This window comes from Bosea sp. PAMC 26642, assembly GCF_001562255.1.
In the GTDB taxonomy this organism is placed as follows: Bacteria; Pseudomonadota; Alphaproteobacteria; order Rhizobiales; family Beijerinckiaceae; genus Allobosea.
Genome location: NZ_CP014301.1, coordinates 3,418,835 through 3,433,495 on the forward strand (window position 1 = coordinate 3,418,835; position 14,661 = coordinate 3,433,495).

The window sequence follows — 14,661 nt, forward strand, 5'->3', positions numbered from 1 at the left end:
CCGGGGCTGACGTCTCGTCCTATTCCGCAGCCTGCAGCGTGCGGGCCTGCTCCATCTCGCGCAGGGCTCGCCGATACTCAACCGGCATCACCTTGACGAATTTGGTCCGGTAGTCGGCCCAGTTGTCGAGGATGCGACGCGCCGTCTCCGAGCCGGTGTAATCGGCATGGTTCGTCAGCATCTGGATCAGCCGCTCCTCGTCATGGCCCGACATGTTGGCCATGTCGATGCGGCCCTTGTGCTCGAGATCGCCGCCATGATGGTGCAACCGCTCCATCAGGTCTTCCTCTTCCTCGACCGGCTCGAGATCGACCATGGACAGATTGCAGCGCGCCGCGAAGCTCTTGTCCTCGTCGAGGACATAGGCGATGCCGCCCGACATGCCGGCCGCGAAGTTGCGGCCGGTCGGCCCGATCACGGCGACGACGCCGCCGGTCATGTACTCGCAGCCATGGTCGCCCGTGCCCTCGACGACCGCGATCGCACCCGAATTGCGCACGGCGAAGCGCTCGCCGGCGATGCCGCGGAAATAGGCCTCGCCCGCGATCGCGCCGTACAGCACTGTATTCCCGACGATGATCGAGCGCTCCGGCACGGCCTTCGAGGCCGGATCGGGCTTCACGATCAGCTTGCCGCCCGACAGCCCCTTGCCGACATAGTCGTTGGCCTGTCCGGTCAGCTCCATGGTGATGCCCGCCGCGAGGAAGGCCGCGAAGCTCTGGCCCGACGTGCCCTTGAGCTTCACGGTGATGGTGTCGTCGGGCAGCCCGGCATGGCCATGGGCCTTGGCGACGACGCCCGACAGCATCGCACCGACACTGCGGTCGACATTGCATATCATCTTTTCGATCACGACCGGCGCGCCCGTATCGACGGCGTTCTGCGCCTGGGCGATCAGCTCGCGGTCGAGGACCTTGTCGATCGGGTGCTTCTGGAGCTCGACATGGCGGATCGCGACGCCGGGCATGTCGACCTTGTGGAACAGCCTGGTGAAATCCAGCCCCTTGGCCTTCCAGTGGTCGATGGCGTCGCGCTTGTCGAGCAGGTCGGAGCGCCCGACGATCTGCTCGATATGGGTGAAGCCCATCTGCGCCAGGATCTGGCGGATGTCCTCGGCGACGAAGAAGAAATAGTTGATCACATGCTCGGGCAGGCCCTTGAAGCGCTTGCGCAGCACCGGGTCCTGCGTCGCCACGCCCACCGGGCAGGTGTTCAGATGGCACTTGCGCATCATGATGCAGCCGGCCGCGATCAGCGGCGCGGTCGAGAAGCCGAACTCGTCGGCTCCCAGCAGCGCGCCGATGACCACGTCGCGGCCGGTGCGAAGCCCCCCATCGACCTGCAGCGCGATCCGTCCGCGCAGCTTGTTCAGCACCAGCGTTTGCTGGGTCTCGGCCAGCCCGATCTCCCAGGGCGAGCCTGCATGTTTCAGCGAGGTCAGCGGGCTCGCGCCGGTGCCGCCCTCGAAGCCGGAGATGGTGATGTGGTCGGCCCGCGACTTGGCGACACCGGCCGCGACCGTGCCGACCCCGATCTCCGAGACGAGCTTGACCGAAACATCGGCCGCCGGGTTGACGTTCTTCAGGTCGAAGATCAGCTGCGCCAGATCCTCGATCGAGTAGATGTCGTGATGCGGCGGCGGCGAGATCAGCCCGACGCCGGGCGTCGAGTGCCGCGTCTTGGCGATCTTGGCATCGACCTTGTGGCCGGGCAGCTGTCCGCCCTCGCCGGGCTTTGCGCCCTGCGCGACCTTGATCTGCATCACATCCGAGTTGACGAGATATTCGGCCGTGACGCCGAAGCGCCCCGAGGCCACCTGCTTGATCGCCGAGCGCTTCGAGCGTCCGTCCGCCATCGGCCTGAAGCGGATCGCCTCTTCGCCGCCCTCGCCGGTGTTAGACTTGCCGCCGATCTGGTTCATGGCGATCGCCATCGTCTCATGCGCCTCGCGCGAGATCGAGCCGAAGGACATCGCCCCCGTCGAGAAACGCTTGACGATGTCCGTAGCCGGCTCAACGCTGTCGAGCGACACCGGCTGGCGGCCGTCGTCGCCCGCGAGCATCAGCTTGAACAGGCCGCGGATGGTGGTCAGGCGCTGCGCCTCGTCATTGACCTGCCGAGCGAAATCCTCGTAGCGGTCGCGCGCATTGAGGCGCACGGCGTGCTGCAGGGACGCGACAACGTCCGGCGTCCAGACATGCTCCTCGCCACGGGTGCGATAGGCATATTCGCCACCGATATCGAGGCTGTTGCGATAGATCGGCGCATCGCCGAAGGCATCGCGGTGGCGGCTGACCGTCTCCTCCGCGATCTCCTCGAGGCCGACGCCCTCGATCGCCGTCGCCGTGCCGAAGAAGTAGCGCTCGACGAAATCGCTGCGTAGACCGACCGCGTCGAAGATCTGCGCGCCGCAATAGGACTGGTAAGTCGAGATGCCCATCTTGGACATGACCTTGAGCACGCCCTTGCCGACCGACTTGATGTAGCGCTTCACGACCTCGTCGGCATCGACTTCCTCGGGAAAGACGCCGTCGGCGTGCATGCCGAGCAGGGTGTCGAAGGCGAGATAGGGGTTGATCGCCTCCGCGCCATAGCCGGCGAGACAGCAGAAATGGTGGATCTCGCGCGGCTCGCCGGTTTCGACCACGAGGCCGGCCGAGGTGCGCAGCCCCGTGCGGATCAGGTGATGATGCACGGCCGCCGTCGCCAGCAGCGCCGGGATCGGAATCCGGTCCGGTCCGACCAGCCGGTCCGACAGGATGATGATGTTGTAGCCGCCATGCACGGCAGCTTCGGCCCGCTCGCAGAGCCGCTCCAGCGCGGCTGCCATGCCGGCTGCCCCGTCCCGCGCCGGATAGGTGAAATCGATCGTCTTGGTGTCGAAGCGGTCCTCGTAATGGCCGATGCAGCGGATCTTCTCGAGATCGTCATTGGTCAGAATCGGCTGGCGCACCTCCAGCCGCTTGCGGCGCGAGGTGCCCTCCAGATCGAGGATGTTCGGCCGCGGTCCGATGAAGGAGAGCAGGCTCATCACCAGCTCCTCGCGGATCGGATCGATCGGTGGGTTGGTGACCTGCGCGAAGTTCTGCTTGAAATAGGTGTAGAGCAGCTTCGACTTCGACGAGAGCGCCGAGATCGGCGTGTCCGTGCCCATCGAGCCGACCGCCTCCTGGCCGGTCACGGCCATCGGCGCCATCAGGATGCGGGTGTCTTCCTGCGTGTAGCCGAAGGCCTGCTGGCGATCGAGCAGCGCCACGTCGGTGCGCTGCGCCCGCGCCTCGACCGCCGGCAGGTTTTCCAGCACGATCTGGGTCCGCTTCAGCCAGTCCTTGTAGGGGTTGGCCAGGCACAGGCTCGTCTTGATCTCGTCGTCGGAGATGATGCGGCCCTGTTCGAGGTCGATCAGCAGCATCTTGCCGGGCTGCAGGCGCCACTTCTCGACGATGCTCTCTTCCGGGATCGGCAGCACGCCGAACTCCGAGGCCAGCACGACGAGCCCGTCATCGGTCACGAGATAGCGCGCCGGACGCAGGCCGTTGCGGTCCAGCGTCGCGCCGATCTGCTTGCCGTCGGTGAAGGCGATTGCGGCCGGCCCGTCCCACGGCTCCATCAGCGCCGCATGGTACTCGTAGAAGGCGCGCCGCTCCTCATCCATCAGCGGGTTGCCGTTCCACGCCTCGGGAACGAGCATCATCATGGCATGGGCCAGCGAATAGCCGCCCTGCACCAGGAATTCGAGCGCGTTGTCGAAGCAGGCGGTGTCGGACTGGCCCTCATAGGAGATCGGCCAGAGCTTCGAGATGTCGGGTCCGAACAGCTCGGAATCGACCGAGGCTTGCCGCGCCGCCATCCAGTTGACGTTGCCGCGCAACGTGTTGATCTCGCCGTTATGGGCGACCATCCGGTATGGATGGGCCAGCCGCCAGGACGGGAAGGTGTTGGTAGCGAAGCGCTGATGCACGAGCGCGAGCGCGCTGACGAAGCGCGGATCGGTCAGGTCCTTGAAATAGGTGCCGAGCTGCGTGACCAGCACCATGCCCTTGTAGACAATGGTGCGGCACGACATCGAGACCGGGTAATAGGTCGCCGTGGCACGGTCCTGGCGCTTGTAGACCTTGTTGGAGACCGACTTTCTGAGGACATAGACCTTGCGCTCGAAATCCTCCTCGTCGGCGATCTCCTCCGGGCGACCGACGAAGAGCTGGCGATGGACGGGCTCGCTCTCCTTTACGGCCTCGCCGAGATCGGACCCATCGACCGGCACATCGCGCCAGCCGAGGAAGATCAGCCCTTCCTCGACGACGGTCTGCGCGACGATGTCCTCGCAGACGGCACGATCGGTCGCATCCTGCGGCATGAAGAACTGGCCGATGGCGTAATGGCCGGGCTCCGGCAGATCGATGCCGAGCGGCGCGCACTCCTCCTTGAAAAAGCCATGCGGAATCTGGGTCAGGATCCCGCAGCCGTCGCCGAGCTTGGGATCGGCGCCGACCGCGCCGCGATGGTCGATATTGCGCAGGATCTGCAGGCCCTGCTCGACGATCGCGTGGGTCTTGCGATTCTTCATGTCGGCGATGAAGCCGACGCCGCAGGAATCCTTCTCGAACGAAGGATCATAGAGCCCCTGGCGCACAGGCATCGCCGGATCGCGCACTGCCGGGAAAGCCGCCGCTGCCGCCGCCACGCTCGCCTTGCTGGTTGTGCTCATCGTCAAACCCCGCTCCACGCCGCTTCCAGCTTCCGCCGACAGCTGCCCTTGAGTCCACACCATCCTTCACCACGTCGGACCCGCGACCGGCCCATCGGAACCGGCAGCAAGGATGAGGCCAACGCGGCCGTCATTCGTCTGGAGGGTTGCTTGCGCTGTTTTGAGGGGCGCCCGCGTCCTCCGCAGGCGCCTCGGGCTCGTAGCCCGGCCGCGCCTGTCAGGCCGCCGCTTTGCGGGCGGCGCGCGTACGATCGGCTTTGGCGTTTTTGGCCATACCCTTCGTCATCGGTCCGCTCCGTTGCGATCGTCCGACCTCGGCCATCAGGCACAGGATCGGCGCGGTGAAAATGGGACAGCAACACTGTCCTATTGCGATGAATTTGCCAGAATTCCAATCTGGACACAAGCGCCGATTTGAAGCCTCGACGAAATTTTATTGCGATATCGAGTGGCGTCGAGACATATCCGGATCGAAACAGTGACTCGGTCGGCACGCTTCTTGTTTTCCGCCTTGTCTGATCGTCGCCAGCGATGGCAGCCGAGCAGGCATTCCGCAAGCGCGCTTGGCATCGGCGCGGAGCACGACTAACGCTCGGCCATGAACTTCATCAGCGATAACACCGCCGGCGCCAGCGCCCCTGTCATGGCAGCGATCGCTGCCGCGAACGACGGCAACGCCTCCGCCTATGGCACCGACGCGTGGACCGTCCGCGTCGAGGCGCTCTTTGCGGAAATCTTCGAACACGAGGTCGCGGTCTTCCTCGTCACCAGCGGCACGGCGGCCAATGCGCTGGCGCTCGCCAGCATCACCCGCCCCTGGGGCGCGGTGCTGACCCATGAGGAAAGCCACGTCGCCGACGACGAATGCGGCGCCCCGGAGTTCTTCAGCGACGGCGCCAAGCTCCTTGGCCTGCCCGGTACCGGCAACAAGCTCTCGCCCGACATCGTCACCCAGACCCTCGCCCGGTTCCGCGAGGGCGCGCTTCATCAGGTTCAGCCGCAGGCCGTCTCGATCACCCAGGCGACAGAATGCGGCAAGATCTACACCGTCGAAGAGGTTCACGCCCTGAAAGAGGCCGCCGCCACGCGCCGCCTCACGCTTCACATGGACGGCGCCCGCTTCGCGAATGCGCTGGTGACGCTGGGCTGTACGCCGGCCGAGATCACCTGGAAGGCAGGCGTCGACGTGCTCTCTTTCGGTGGCACCAAGAACGGCGCCTGGGCGGCTGAAGCCGTGATCTTCTTTGATCCGGCGCAGGCGGCCGAAATGAAATGGCGGCGCAAGCGCGCCGGCCACGCCCTGTCGAAAGGCCGGCTGATCGGCGCGCAATTCGAGGGTTTGCTGACCGGCGGCCATTGGCTCGACCTCGCCCGCCACGCCAATACCATGGCGACGCGTCTCGCGGAGGCACTGGCGGCCCAGAATATCCCGCTCGCCTGGCCCTGCCAGGCCAACGAAGTGTTTCCGATCTTGTCGGCGGCGCTGCAGGAGACGCTGAAGAACGCGGGCGTCGGCTATCTGCCCTGGTCGCAGACGGCGCTGGCGCGGGACACCGTACTTCCGGACGGTGCTGTGATCGGCCGCTTCGTGATGTCGTTCGCCACTAAACCCGAGGATGTCACGCGGCTGATCGAGGTCTTCGCCGCCGCGCAGGGCTGAATTCCGCTCCGGTTTCAGCCGCACGCATGCCGCAATCCCTAAGGAAGACTAAAGCCACGATTCGATCCCGAGAGGATGACGACATGGCATTTCGTTCGATCGCGTCCAGCCGCGGCGCCTGGGCGGGCCTTGCCTTCGCCGGCGCGCTGGCTGGAACGGCCGGCGGCGCAGCGGCTCAGTATATCGACGACTACGGCGGCGGGTATCGCCGCGGATACGACTATGACGATGGTTATCGCGAGGTCTATCGCGCCCCGCCGACCCCGCCACGAATGGTCAATCGCATCGCGGTGCGCGATTTCGGCATGAACCGAATCGAGCGCACCCTGCGCACCGGCTCGTCTTATGTCGTCGATGGCAGCGCGACCGACGGCGCCCGCCTGCGCCTGATTTTCGACGCCCGCAGCGGCCTTCTCGTCGACCGCGTCATACTGCAGCGGCCCGACCGCCCGCCGGCACCGCGCGTCGCCCGCGTCGATCCGCGCGACGACGACAGGCCGCCCCCCCGGATCATCCCGCGCCCGCCCGAGCGCCCCGCTTCACTGAAGCCTCCGGCTCAGGCGAGCGCGCCGGCGACAGCCGTCCCCGCATTGCCGGCAATGCCGCCGACGCCCACGCCTGGCCCGGTGAACCCGGCCAGCGGCCAGCCCAAACCTGAACTGGCGAGGCCGGAACCTGCCAAGCCCGGCCTCGTCAATCCGCAGGATGTACGCGGTACCGGCGAAGCCGAGCGCTCCCCGCCGCTCGCCAGGGCCGAATCACCGACCATCTCGATTCCGCCGGTCGAGCTGCCACCCGTCCAGATCGAGGACATCGCGCCTCCGAAACCTGGCCCCGAGACGCCGGCCGTGCCCGCCGCTCCGCTGGATTGACGGTTCGGGCAGGGTAAAGCTCTCCTTACAAACGCGCCGTCATTCCAGACGCAGCGAAGGGGAGACCCGGAATCCATCGTCGAGGACTGCGCCTTACGATGGATTCCGGATCGGCGCCGCTTTCGCGGCTTGTCCGGAATGACGTTCCCGTTGTGGAATAGGCAACAAAAAGGCGCCCCCGGATATCCGGAGGCGCCCTGTCATGTCAGCCCACAAAGCCGGCGGTTACGCGGCCTTGGCGGTCTCGACCTTGGCTTCGAGCACCTTGGCCTGATTGCTGCCGATCGCGATCTGGCGCGGCTTCTTGGCCTCGGGAATCTCGCGCACGAGATCGATATGGAGCAGCCCGTTCTCGAGGCTGGCTCCGGTCACCTGCACATAGTCGGCAAGCTGGAAGCGACGCTCGAAGGCGCGCGCGGCTATGCCCTGATGCAGGACCTCGCGGGTCTGCCCATTGTCGTTGGCCTGCTTCTCGCCACGCACGGTCAGCGTGTTTTCCTTGCTCTCGATAGAGAGGTCGGTCTCGCCGAAGCCCGCGACCGCGATGGTGATACGGTAGGCGTTCTCATCGGTGCGTTCGATATTATAGGGCGGGTAGGTCGGAGCCGCCTCGCTGGCGCTGGCCTGATCGAGCAGCGAAAACAGCCGGTCGAAGCCGACAGTCGAGCGATAGAGCGGCGAAAGATCGAAGTGACGCATGGTATGTCCTCCAGAAGAAGCGACGGTTCAAATCCAGCCCGCCTCATCGTGAGCGCGGGCCTGTTTCAGTCTTGCGCAGCCGGCTCTGGCCTGCGCAGGACTGATCTGGGAGTATGATTTCGGCTTTTCAAGAGGCCGCCCCGACAGGCATAAGCAAGCTGGCGCCCGCGTGGCGCCCCTGCGATTGGAAAGGCCGGAATGGCTGAGGCCGAACTTTTCGCCGATCCCGATTATCCGGTGCCCGGCCACGGCAAGGTCTGGCTCGCGACGACCCGCGACGGCGCGCAATTGCGCTTCGCGAGTTGGCGCCCGACTGTGAAGCCGGTGCGCGGCACCGTCGTCGTCGTGCAGGGCCGGGCCGAATTCATCGAGCGCTACAGCGAGACAATTGCCGAATTGCGCCGTCGCGGCTTCCACGTCCTGACCTTCGACTGGCGCGGCCAGGGCGGCTCGCAGCGTTTCGTCAGGCGCGACCGCAAGGGCCATGTCGGCTGGCCGCGCCACTACGAATACGACCTCGCCCTGGCGATGGCGCAGATGCAGGCGAACCTTCCAGCGCCCTATTTCGCGCTCGCCCATTCGATGGGCGCGGCGATCTGCCTCGATGCCGCAAGGCGTGGCGACCTGCCGGTCTCGCGCCTCGTCGCGCTGGCGCCGATGCTGGGGCTGTCCATCATCGAAAGACCCGATGCCGCCCGGCGGCTGGCGAGCTTTCTGTTCTGGCTCGGCCTAGGCAAATCCTTCGTCCCAGGCGGCGGCGATACCGCGATCGCAACGAAACCCTTCGATGGCAATCGTCTCACGGGCGATCCGGTGCGCTATGCCCGCAACAGCGCGCTGTCGGCGCAGGCGCGCCACCTGTCCATCGGCGACCCGACCATCGGCTGGGTCAGGACGGCATTTCAGCTGATGGCCCGGCTCAACGCCCCCTCGGCGGCCCGTGACGTGCGCGTGCCGACGCTGGTGATCGCGGCTGGCCAGGATCCGGTGGTCTCGACGCCTGCGATCGAACGATTCGCCGCGCGGCTGAAGACCGGTTCGGCGCTGGTCCTGCCCACCGCACGGCACGAGATCCTGATGGAAACCGACGATATCAGGGCGCAGTTCTGGGCGGCCTTCGACGCCTTCATCCCCGGCGAGGACAACAAGGTGACCGCTTCAGCCGGCGAGAAGAGCGAGCGTGGCCTGATGCAGCGTCTCGTTGGCGGCAGCGATGACCGCACCGCCACCGGCGGCGCTGCCACCGTCCCATGAGGTGACGATGCCGCCGGCCCCCTCGACGATCGGGATCAGCGCGACGATGTCGTAGGGCTTCAGCCCCGTCTCGATGACGAGGTCGATATGTCCGGCCGCAAGCATGCAGTACGCGTAGCAATCGCAGCCATAACGCGCCATGCGCACCTGTTTCTCGACGCGGGCGTAGCTTTGCGCATGTGGGCCTTCGAACAAGCCCGGCGACGTCGTCATCAAGGTTGCCGCCGAAAGCTCGGTGACCTGCCGGGTGCGCAAAGTGCGCGGGCCGTTGGGTCCTTCATAGCGCGACTGCCGGCCGTCGCCCGAATAGCGCTCGCCGGTGAAGGGCTGGTGCATCATGCCATAGACCGGCACGCCGTTCCGCGTCAGGCCGATCAGCGTCCCCCAGACCGGAATGCCGGAGATGAAGGCGCGCGTGCCGTCGATCGGATCCAGCACCCAGACATATTCGGCGTCGGTGTTTTCCGAGCCGAACTCCTCGCCGAGCACGCCATGGGCCGGAAAGCTGCGCTTGATCAGATGGCGCATGACGTTCTCGCCGGCCCGATCGGCTTCGGTGACGGGATCGAATACGCCGCCCAGCGATTTGTCCTCGGTCGCGTAATGCGCCCGGAAGAACGGCAGGATCGCCTTGCCCGATTGCGTCGCGAGTTCCGCGACAAAGGCACCGAAATCAATCGCGCTCATTCCGAGTTCTCCGCAGCCTGCGGTTGCCCGCCCACCCATATGCGACTGGCCGTTTCTGCCGGTCTTCGTGCGAGGGGTACAGCCGGAAAACGAGGAAAACAGCGGCTAACCTGAGGGCCACACCTGCGCGCAGCGCATACCCCTCAAGATTTCGGAGAAATCCCCTTGCATTTTTGCGCTGCACTGTCATATGTTGCACTGCGAAGGGGCGATCACCTCAAGCCTTCGTTGCCCTCCTTGGGCGTTTCCTCCCTAGACTTGGGCCGCCACGCAAGTGTGCGGCCCTTTTTTCTGGCCTGCCCATGGCAAGCCGGTCACGGGCATGGATTTCCCCTATTCCGCCGCCTCGCGCCATTCGTCGAGCCAGCCGCTCCAGCGCGCGAAACAGTCCGCCATCGCCGCACCCATCGCCTGTTCGAGTTCGGCGAATCCGGCATGTGGCTCCAGCGTCGCCTCGTTCATGTAGAGCGCCCGGTTGATCTCGATCTGCAGCGCATGAACGCCCGACGCCGGCGCGCCGTAGTGCTCGGTGATAAAGCCGCCGGCATAGGGGCGATTGCGCGTCACGCGGAACCCCAGCCGTGTGAAGGCCGCCTCCGCGATGTCGATGACGTAGCCCGCCGCGCTGGTGCCGAAGCGGTCACCCAGGATGACATCGGCCTTGGCGAGACCATCGCGGTCGAGGCCGTTGGAGGGCATCGAATGGGCATCGACCAGGATGCAGGTCCCGAACGCCCCTTGCGTGCGGTGCACCAGTCCGCGCAGGCCCGCATGATAGGGCCGGTACAGCCCGTCGATCCGCGACAGCGCCTCTTCGACCGGGATGCGGCCGAAATAGATCTCGTGCGCATCGCCGACGATACGCGGGATCGTTCCAAGCCCGCCTGCGACCCGCATCGACCGCGTATTGGCGAAGGCCGGCAGGCGCCCGTCGAACATGCGCGGATCGAGTTCGTAAGGCTCACGATTGACGTCGAGAAAGGCACGCGGAAATTCGGCCACCAGTAGCGGCGCGCCAAGCCCGACCGCCTGCGAGAACAGCCTGTCGACATAGGCATCCTCGGAGCGCCTGAGCGAGCGCAGCGGCAGCCGGGCCCGATCGACGAACGCGCGCGGATAGCGCCGTCCGGCATGGGGCACATCGACGACCACGGGAACGACCTGAAGCGCCGGTTGATACAGCGTGAAAGGCCGCTCGATCTCGGCGACGACATCGTCTGGGTCGGGTGAAAAAGAGCCGGAGGGAGCGGTCATGCTCAAGGACTGAAGCACACAACGGCGCCCTGTAGAAGCACCGTCGATGAACGGCGTAAACCATGGCGGCATTCACGCGTTGTTTACCATGGCGATGCCTTATAGAACGACGTGGTTCCACGCACCGCGCGGGCGCTCTAACGCTCCAGCGCGCACCCGGCAGACGACGGCCGACCATAGCGACGATCAAGACGACACGGGACGGACACAGCAGGCCCATGACGAAGATACTTCTCGCCGAAGACGACAACGACATGCGCCGCTTCCTGGTCAAGGCCCTGCAGAATGCGGGCTATGACGTGGCCTCCTTCGACAACGGGCTCTCGGCCTATAACCGCCTGCGTGAAGAACCCTTCGAGCTGCTGCTGACCGATATCGTGATGCCGGAGATGGACGGCATCGAGCTCGCGCGACGCGCCACCGAGCTCGACCCCGACATCAAGGTCATGTTCATCACGGGTTTCGCCGCCGTGGCGCTCAACCCCGATTCGCAGACGCCCAAGGATGCCAAGGTGCTCTCCAAGCCCTTCCACCTTCGCGAACTGGTCAATGAGGTCGAGAAGCTTCTCGCCGCCTGACGTTTGCCGCGAAAGCGCCTTGCAAGCCAAAGCCTGAGCGGCTATAGCCGCTCACCTCGCAACAGGATCGCCGCTGCAACGCGGAAGCCTGTTCCGGCAAGCCGAAGGATAATATTCCGACGGCAGACGGGCGCGTAGCTCAGCGGGAGAGCACTACGTTGACATCGTAGGGGTCACAGGTTCGATCCCTGTCGCGCCCACCAATTGAACCCCCGTCCCGCAAGGCTTTTGCGGCACGGGGGTTCCCCCTAAATCCTCCTTCGTCACTGCACTTCAACAGGAAACTGCCGCGTCGTGGTCAGTTTCTGCAGCTCGACGATGACGAAGTCGGTTGCAAGCGCTACCTCGTCCAGCACGTCGACATCGAACGCCTCGTAATGCTCCGTGGTCAGCGAGCCTTCCCTGACGGTATGACCGAGCCATAGGGTCAGCGCTCGCGGACGGATCAAGGTCCGTGGTCGCTTCGGGCCTCGCCCATGTGTGGAGCGCCAAGATAATTGATCGCAGAAGATGCTTCGTCTCGATCGATTCGATGAATGTCGCCATCTGCTGGGCGACGGGACGAAACCGCCCTTCTTCGGCGGGCTATTTTAAGCTCCCTTGAGATGCGCATCCGCCGATAAGTGATTGTCGGAACACGCGAGACGAGCGCGCCCTCGATCTCGCCCCCCTCGGATCGGGCCGCATCGTGAGGGCGGCGGCGTCGTTCATAGCGGCGCCTAGCACGCTGAGAGTCCGGTCGATCGTTGCCGCGCTGTTGCTGTACGTCTTGCGCGCGCGAGATCGAGTGGGCGCGACGGGTCCAGAAGGACACAGGGTCGGCGGGATTCTTCGCGCCATCACGCAGACACTCGTTGAGCACCGTGGCCGATCGGATCGTCTGCCCCTCGCTGACACGACGAAGCTTGAACACTATCGTTGGTAGCCGTTGTGGACCCCTGATGCCGGAGCGTGAAATCTTCTGCTGAATGCGATCCGTCTGGTTTCAAATATCGATCCGGCATGACCTAAACGCCGCAACTCTCCACGCCTGTTCGAAGCATATGAGAAGATTTTCCTTTGATACAGAAGTGCGAATGCATCAATTTTCTATCTTTGATCGAATGGAGAGAATCATGAATTGTGGTAAAGGTTATAATATTTTGAGGAAATCAGCACTTATATTTGTAAGCGCCGCCATATTCATATCACCTACGGTAAATTCCAAAGGACTTGAATTTCAAACAGCGTATATGACGATTCCGGGATTGTCTGACAAGACGATCACCGCTGACTGGGCGTGACCTTACGTTCGAACAGGTGATCGATATTGCCCGTAATGGCGCCAGGGTCGAGTTGAGTGAGTCGGCATTGGCGCGCTCCGCGGCAGCTTAAGGTCTTCTTCTTCAGGGTGCCGCCGAAGGCGTGACCATCTACTGGTTCAATCGCGGAGCGGGCGACCAGCGCGAATCCGTTATCTTCTCGGGCGACCCTATGACCCCGGCAAACGCGGCTTTCCTGAAAGACCAGCAATTGCAGAGGTTCAAGGCCGGCGCCACGCGTGGCTACGGTCCCGAGATCAAGGAGGAGGCGCTTGTCAGGGCGATCATGGCGATACGCGCCAATACCATGTCCTACGAGGCTGCCAGCCCCCAGTTGACCAATATTCTGGTCGAATTGTTGAACAAACGGATCACCCCGGTCGTCCAGTCGCGAGGGACCGTGGGAGAGGGTGATCTGCCGACCATGAACAATATTGCCGCCGCGATGGTCGGCGTTGGAGACGTTTATTACAACGGCATTCGGATGCCCGCTGCGAAGGCCTTGTCCGAAGCCGGGATCAAGCCATTGGAGCCGACCGCAGCCGATCAGGCTGCCTTCGTCAGCACCTACGCCTATGCGCACGCGCAGGCCGCCCTGCTGGTCGAGGATGCGCGCGAGTTGCTGGAATGGACGGACCTGAGCCACGCGATGGGCCTGACCGGCATGAACTCGAGCATCACCCCGATTTCCGCTCCCGTGCAGGCCATGCGCCCTTACGGATGGCTGGAATGGGACGCTGCTCGCATCATGGACATGATCAAGGGAAGCTATCTCTTCGAGAAGGATCCCACCCGCATCATCCAGGACCCCGAAAGTATGAGAGCCTCCAGCCAGAGGCAGGGATCGGCTTGGCAAGCCTGGGCCGACCTCCGGGATTCCGTGCACCTGTCGATCAACTCGTCGGATCACAATCCTGCAGTCCTGCCCGGATTGACGCCCGACAGCTCATGGGAACTGAGCACGCCGCAATTCATGCAGTACTACGTAAAGGGCGGGCCGCTGAGCAACGGGCAGTCTGGGTACATTCTGTCGAACGCCAATTGGGACCCCTACCCGATGGCGAACCAGATCGAGGCATTTACCATCGCCCTCACCAACCTCGGCGTCGCCGTCGCCCAGCGGATCGAGCGTTTCAGAAATCCTTTCTTCACCGTCGCGAAGCTGACGGACGTCCTCACGGCCGAGGAGCGAAGGGACATTCTGCCGTTCGATGTCTATCTGGCCACGGATTTGTGGCAGGAGCTCGCGGGAATGGGGACCCCGGTCACTCCAGCCGGGCAGGCCATCGTCGGAACGGTCGAGGATCTCGAGGCCCAGACGCGCATCAAACCGCTGCGCGCACGCAGCGCCGTCGATGTCTCCTTCCACCTTCTTGCTCAGGACCTTTTGACGGCCAGTCACTGGATGGAAATCCGCAAGGCCCAAACCCCGGCCCGCAATTTCGGCATTGCTCCGACCGCCGCGCTCACCGCGTTACGTAAGGCTTTGCCGTGGCGCCAGCCGGCGTCCGAGCGACCGCAACGACCTATCGGCGCCGTTGTCTACGATTTCATGCGTGAGAATCCGGCCTCGCATTTCTACGCGGCAGGCCCTGTGCGGCCCGACGCGAAGACACCGTTCGCGGCCGCCAAATTTCCTCATTGAGTC

At 64.4% G+C, this 14,661-nt stretch carries 10 protein-coding genes and 1 tRNA gene; 6 read left to right on the forward strand and 5 right to left on the reverse strand.

Annotated features, from left to right (window positions below; genetic code table 11):
• Positions 1 to 19: 19 nt before the first annotated feature.
• Positions 20 to 4,708 (reverse strand): glutamate synthase large subunit, encoded by a 4,689-nt coding sequence (gltB, locus tag AXW83_RS16505; RefSeq protein WP_066615175.1) that lies wholly within the window; start codon positions 4,706 to 4,708, stop codon positions 20 to 22.
• Positions 4,709 to 5,306: 598 nt separating this feature from the next.
• On the opposite strand from gltB, the gene AXW83_RS16510 reads away from it, so the two are divergent.
• Positions 5,307 to 6,368, forward strand: coding sequence for a threonine aldolase family protein (locus AXW83_RS16510; RefSeq protein WP_066615176.1), 1,062 nt, complete (start codon positions 5,307 to 5,309; stop codon positions 6,366 to 6,368).
• Positions 6,369 to 6,451: 83 nt separating this feature from the next.
• Complete coding sequence (locus AXW83_RS16515) at positions 6,452 to 7,240, forward strand: hypothetical protein (protein ID WP_066615181.1); 789 nt, start codon at positions 6,452 to 6,454, stop codon at positions 7,238 to 7,240.
• 225 nt (positions 7,241 to 7,465) lie between these two features.
• On the opposite strand, the gene AXW83_RS16520 is transcribed toward AXW83_RS16515, so the two are convergent.
• Positions 7,466 to 7,939, reverse strand: a complete 474-nt coding sequence (locus AXW83_RS16520) for an Hsp20 family protein (protein ID WP_066615182.1) — start codon at positions 7,937 to 7,939, stop codon at positions 7,466 to 7,468.
• Positions 7,940 to 8,137: 198 nt separating this feature from the next.
• Between AXW83_RS16520 and AXW83_RS16525 the strand changes: the two genes are divergently transcribed.
• Complete coding sequence (locus AXW83_RS16525; RefSeq protein ID WP_082767186.1) at positions 8,138 to 9,193, forward strand: alpha/beta hydrolase; 1,056 nt, start codon at positions 8,138 to 8,140, stop codon at positions 9,191 to 9,193.
• Here the strand turns inward: AXW83_RS16525 and hisN are convergent.
• Together hisN and AXW83_RS16535 are read right to left on the reverse strand one after the other, a co-directional pair.
• On the reverse strand, positions 9,098 to 9,880 hold the full coding sequence (gene hisN, locus AXW83_RS16530) for a histidinol-phosphatase (protein WP_066615184.1): 783 nt from the start codon (positions 9,878 to 9,880) through the stop codon (positions 9,098 to 9,100). The genes AXW83_RS16525 and hisN overlap by 96 nt on opposite strands.
• 333 nt (positions 9,881 to 10,213) lie before the next feature.
• Complete coding sequence (locus tag AXW83_RS16535; protein ID WP_082767187.1) at positions 10,214 to 11,134, reverse strand: N-formylglutamate amidohydrolase; 921 nt, start codon at positions 11,132 to 11,134, stop codon at positions 10,214 to 10,216.
• A 218-nt stretch (positions 11,135 to 11,352) separates the two neighbouring features.
• Between AXW83_RS16535 and cpdR the strand changes: the two genes are divergently transcribed.
• Together cpdR and AXW83_RS16545 are read left to right on the forward strand one after the other, a co-directional pair.
• The gene (cpdR, locus tag AXW83_RS16540) at positions 11,353 to 11,712 is read left to right on the forward strand and encodes a cell cycle two-component system response regulator CpdR (protein WP_038363805.1); all 360 of its coding nucleotides are present in this window, start codon (positions 11,353 to 11,355) and stop codon (positions 11,710 to 11,712) included.
• Positions 11,713 to 11,840: 128 nt separating this feature from the next.
• Positions 11,841 to 11,915, forward strand: a tRNA-Val gene (locus AXW83_RS16545).
• A gap of 60 nt (positions 11,916 to 11,975) precedes the next feature.
• On the opposite strand, the gene AXW83_RS16550 is transcribed toward AXW83_RS16545, so the two are convergent.
• On the reverse strand, positions 11,976 to 12,161 hold the full coding sequence (locus AXW83_RS16550) for a hypothetical protein (RefSeq protein ID WP_066615185.1): 186 nt from the start codon (positions 12,159 to 12,161) through the stop codon (positions 11,976 to 11,978).
• A 955-nt stretch (positions 12,162 to 13,116) separates the two neighbouring features.
• On the opposite strand from AXW83_RS16550, the gene AXW83_RS16555 reads away from it, so the two are divergent.
• Positions 13,117 to 14,658 carry an aromatic amino acid ammonia-lyase gene (locus tag AXW83_RS16555; protein WP_156640134.1) on the forward strand — a complete coding sequence of 514 codons (1,542 nt, stop codon included), beginning with the start codon at positions 13,117 to 13,119 and terminating at the stop codon, positions 14,656 to 14,658.
• Positions 14,659 to 14,661 lie beyond the last annotated feature (3 nt).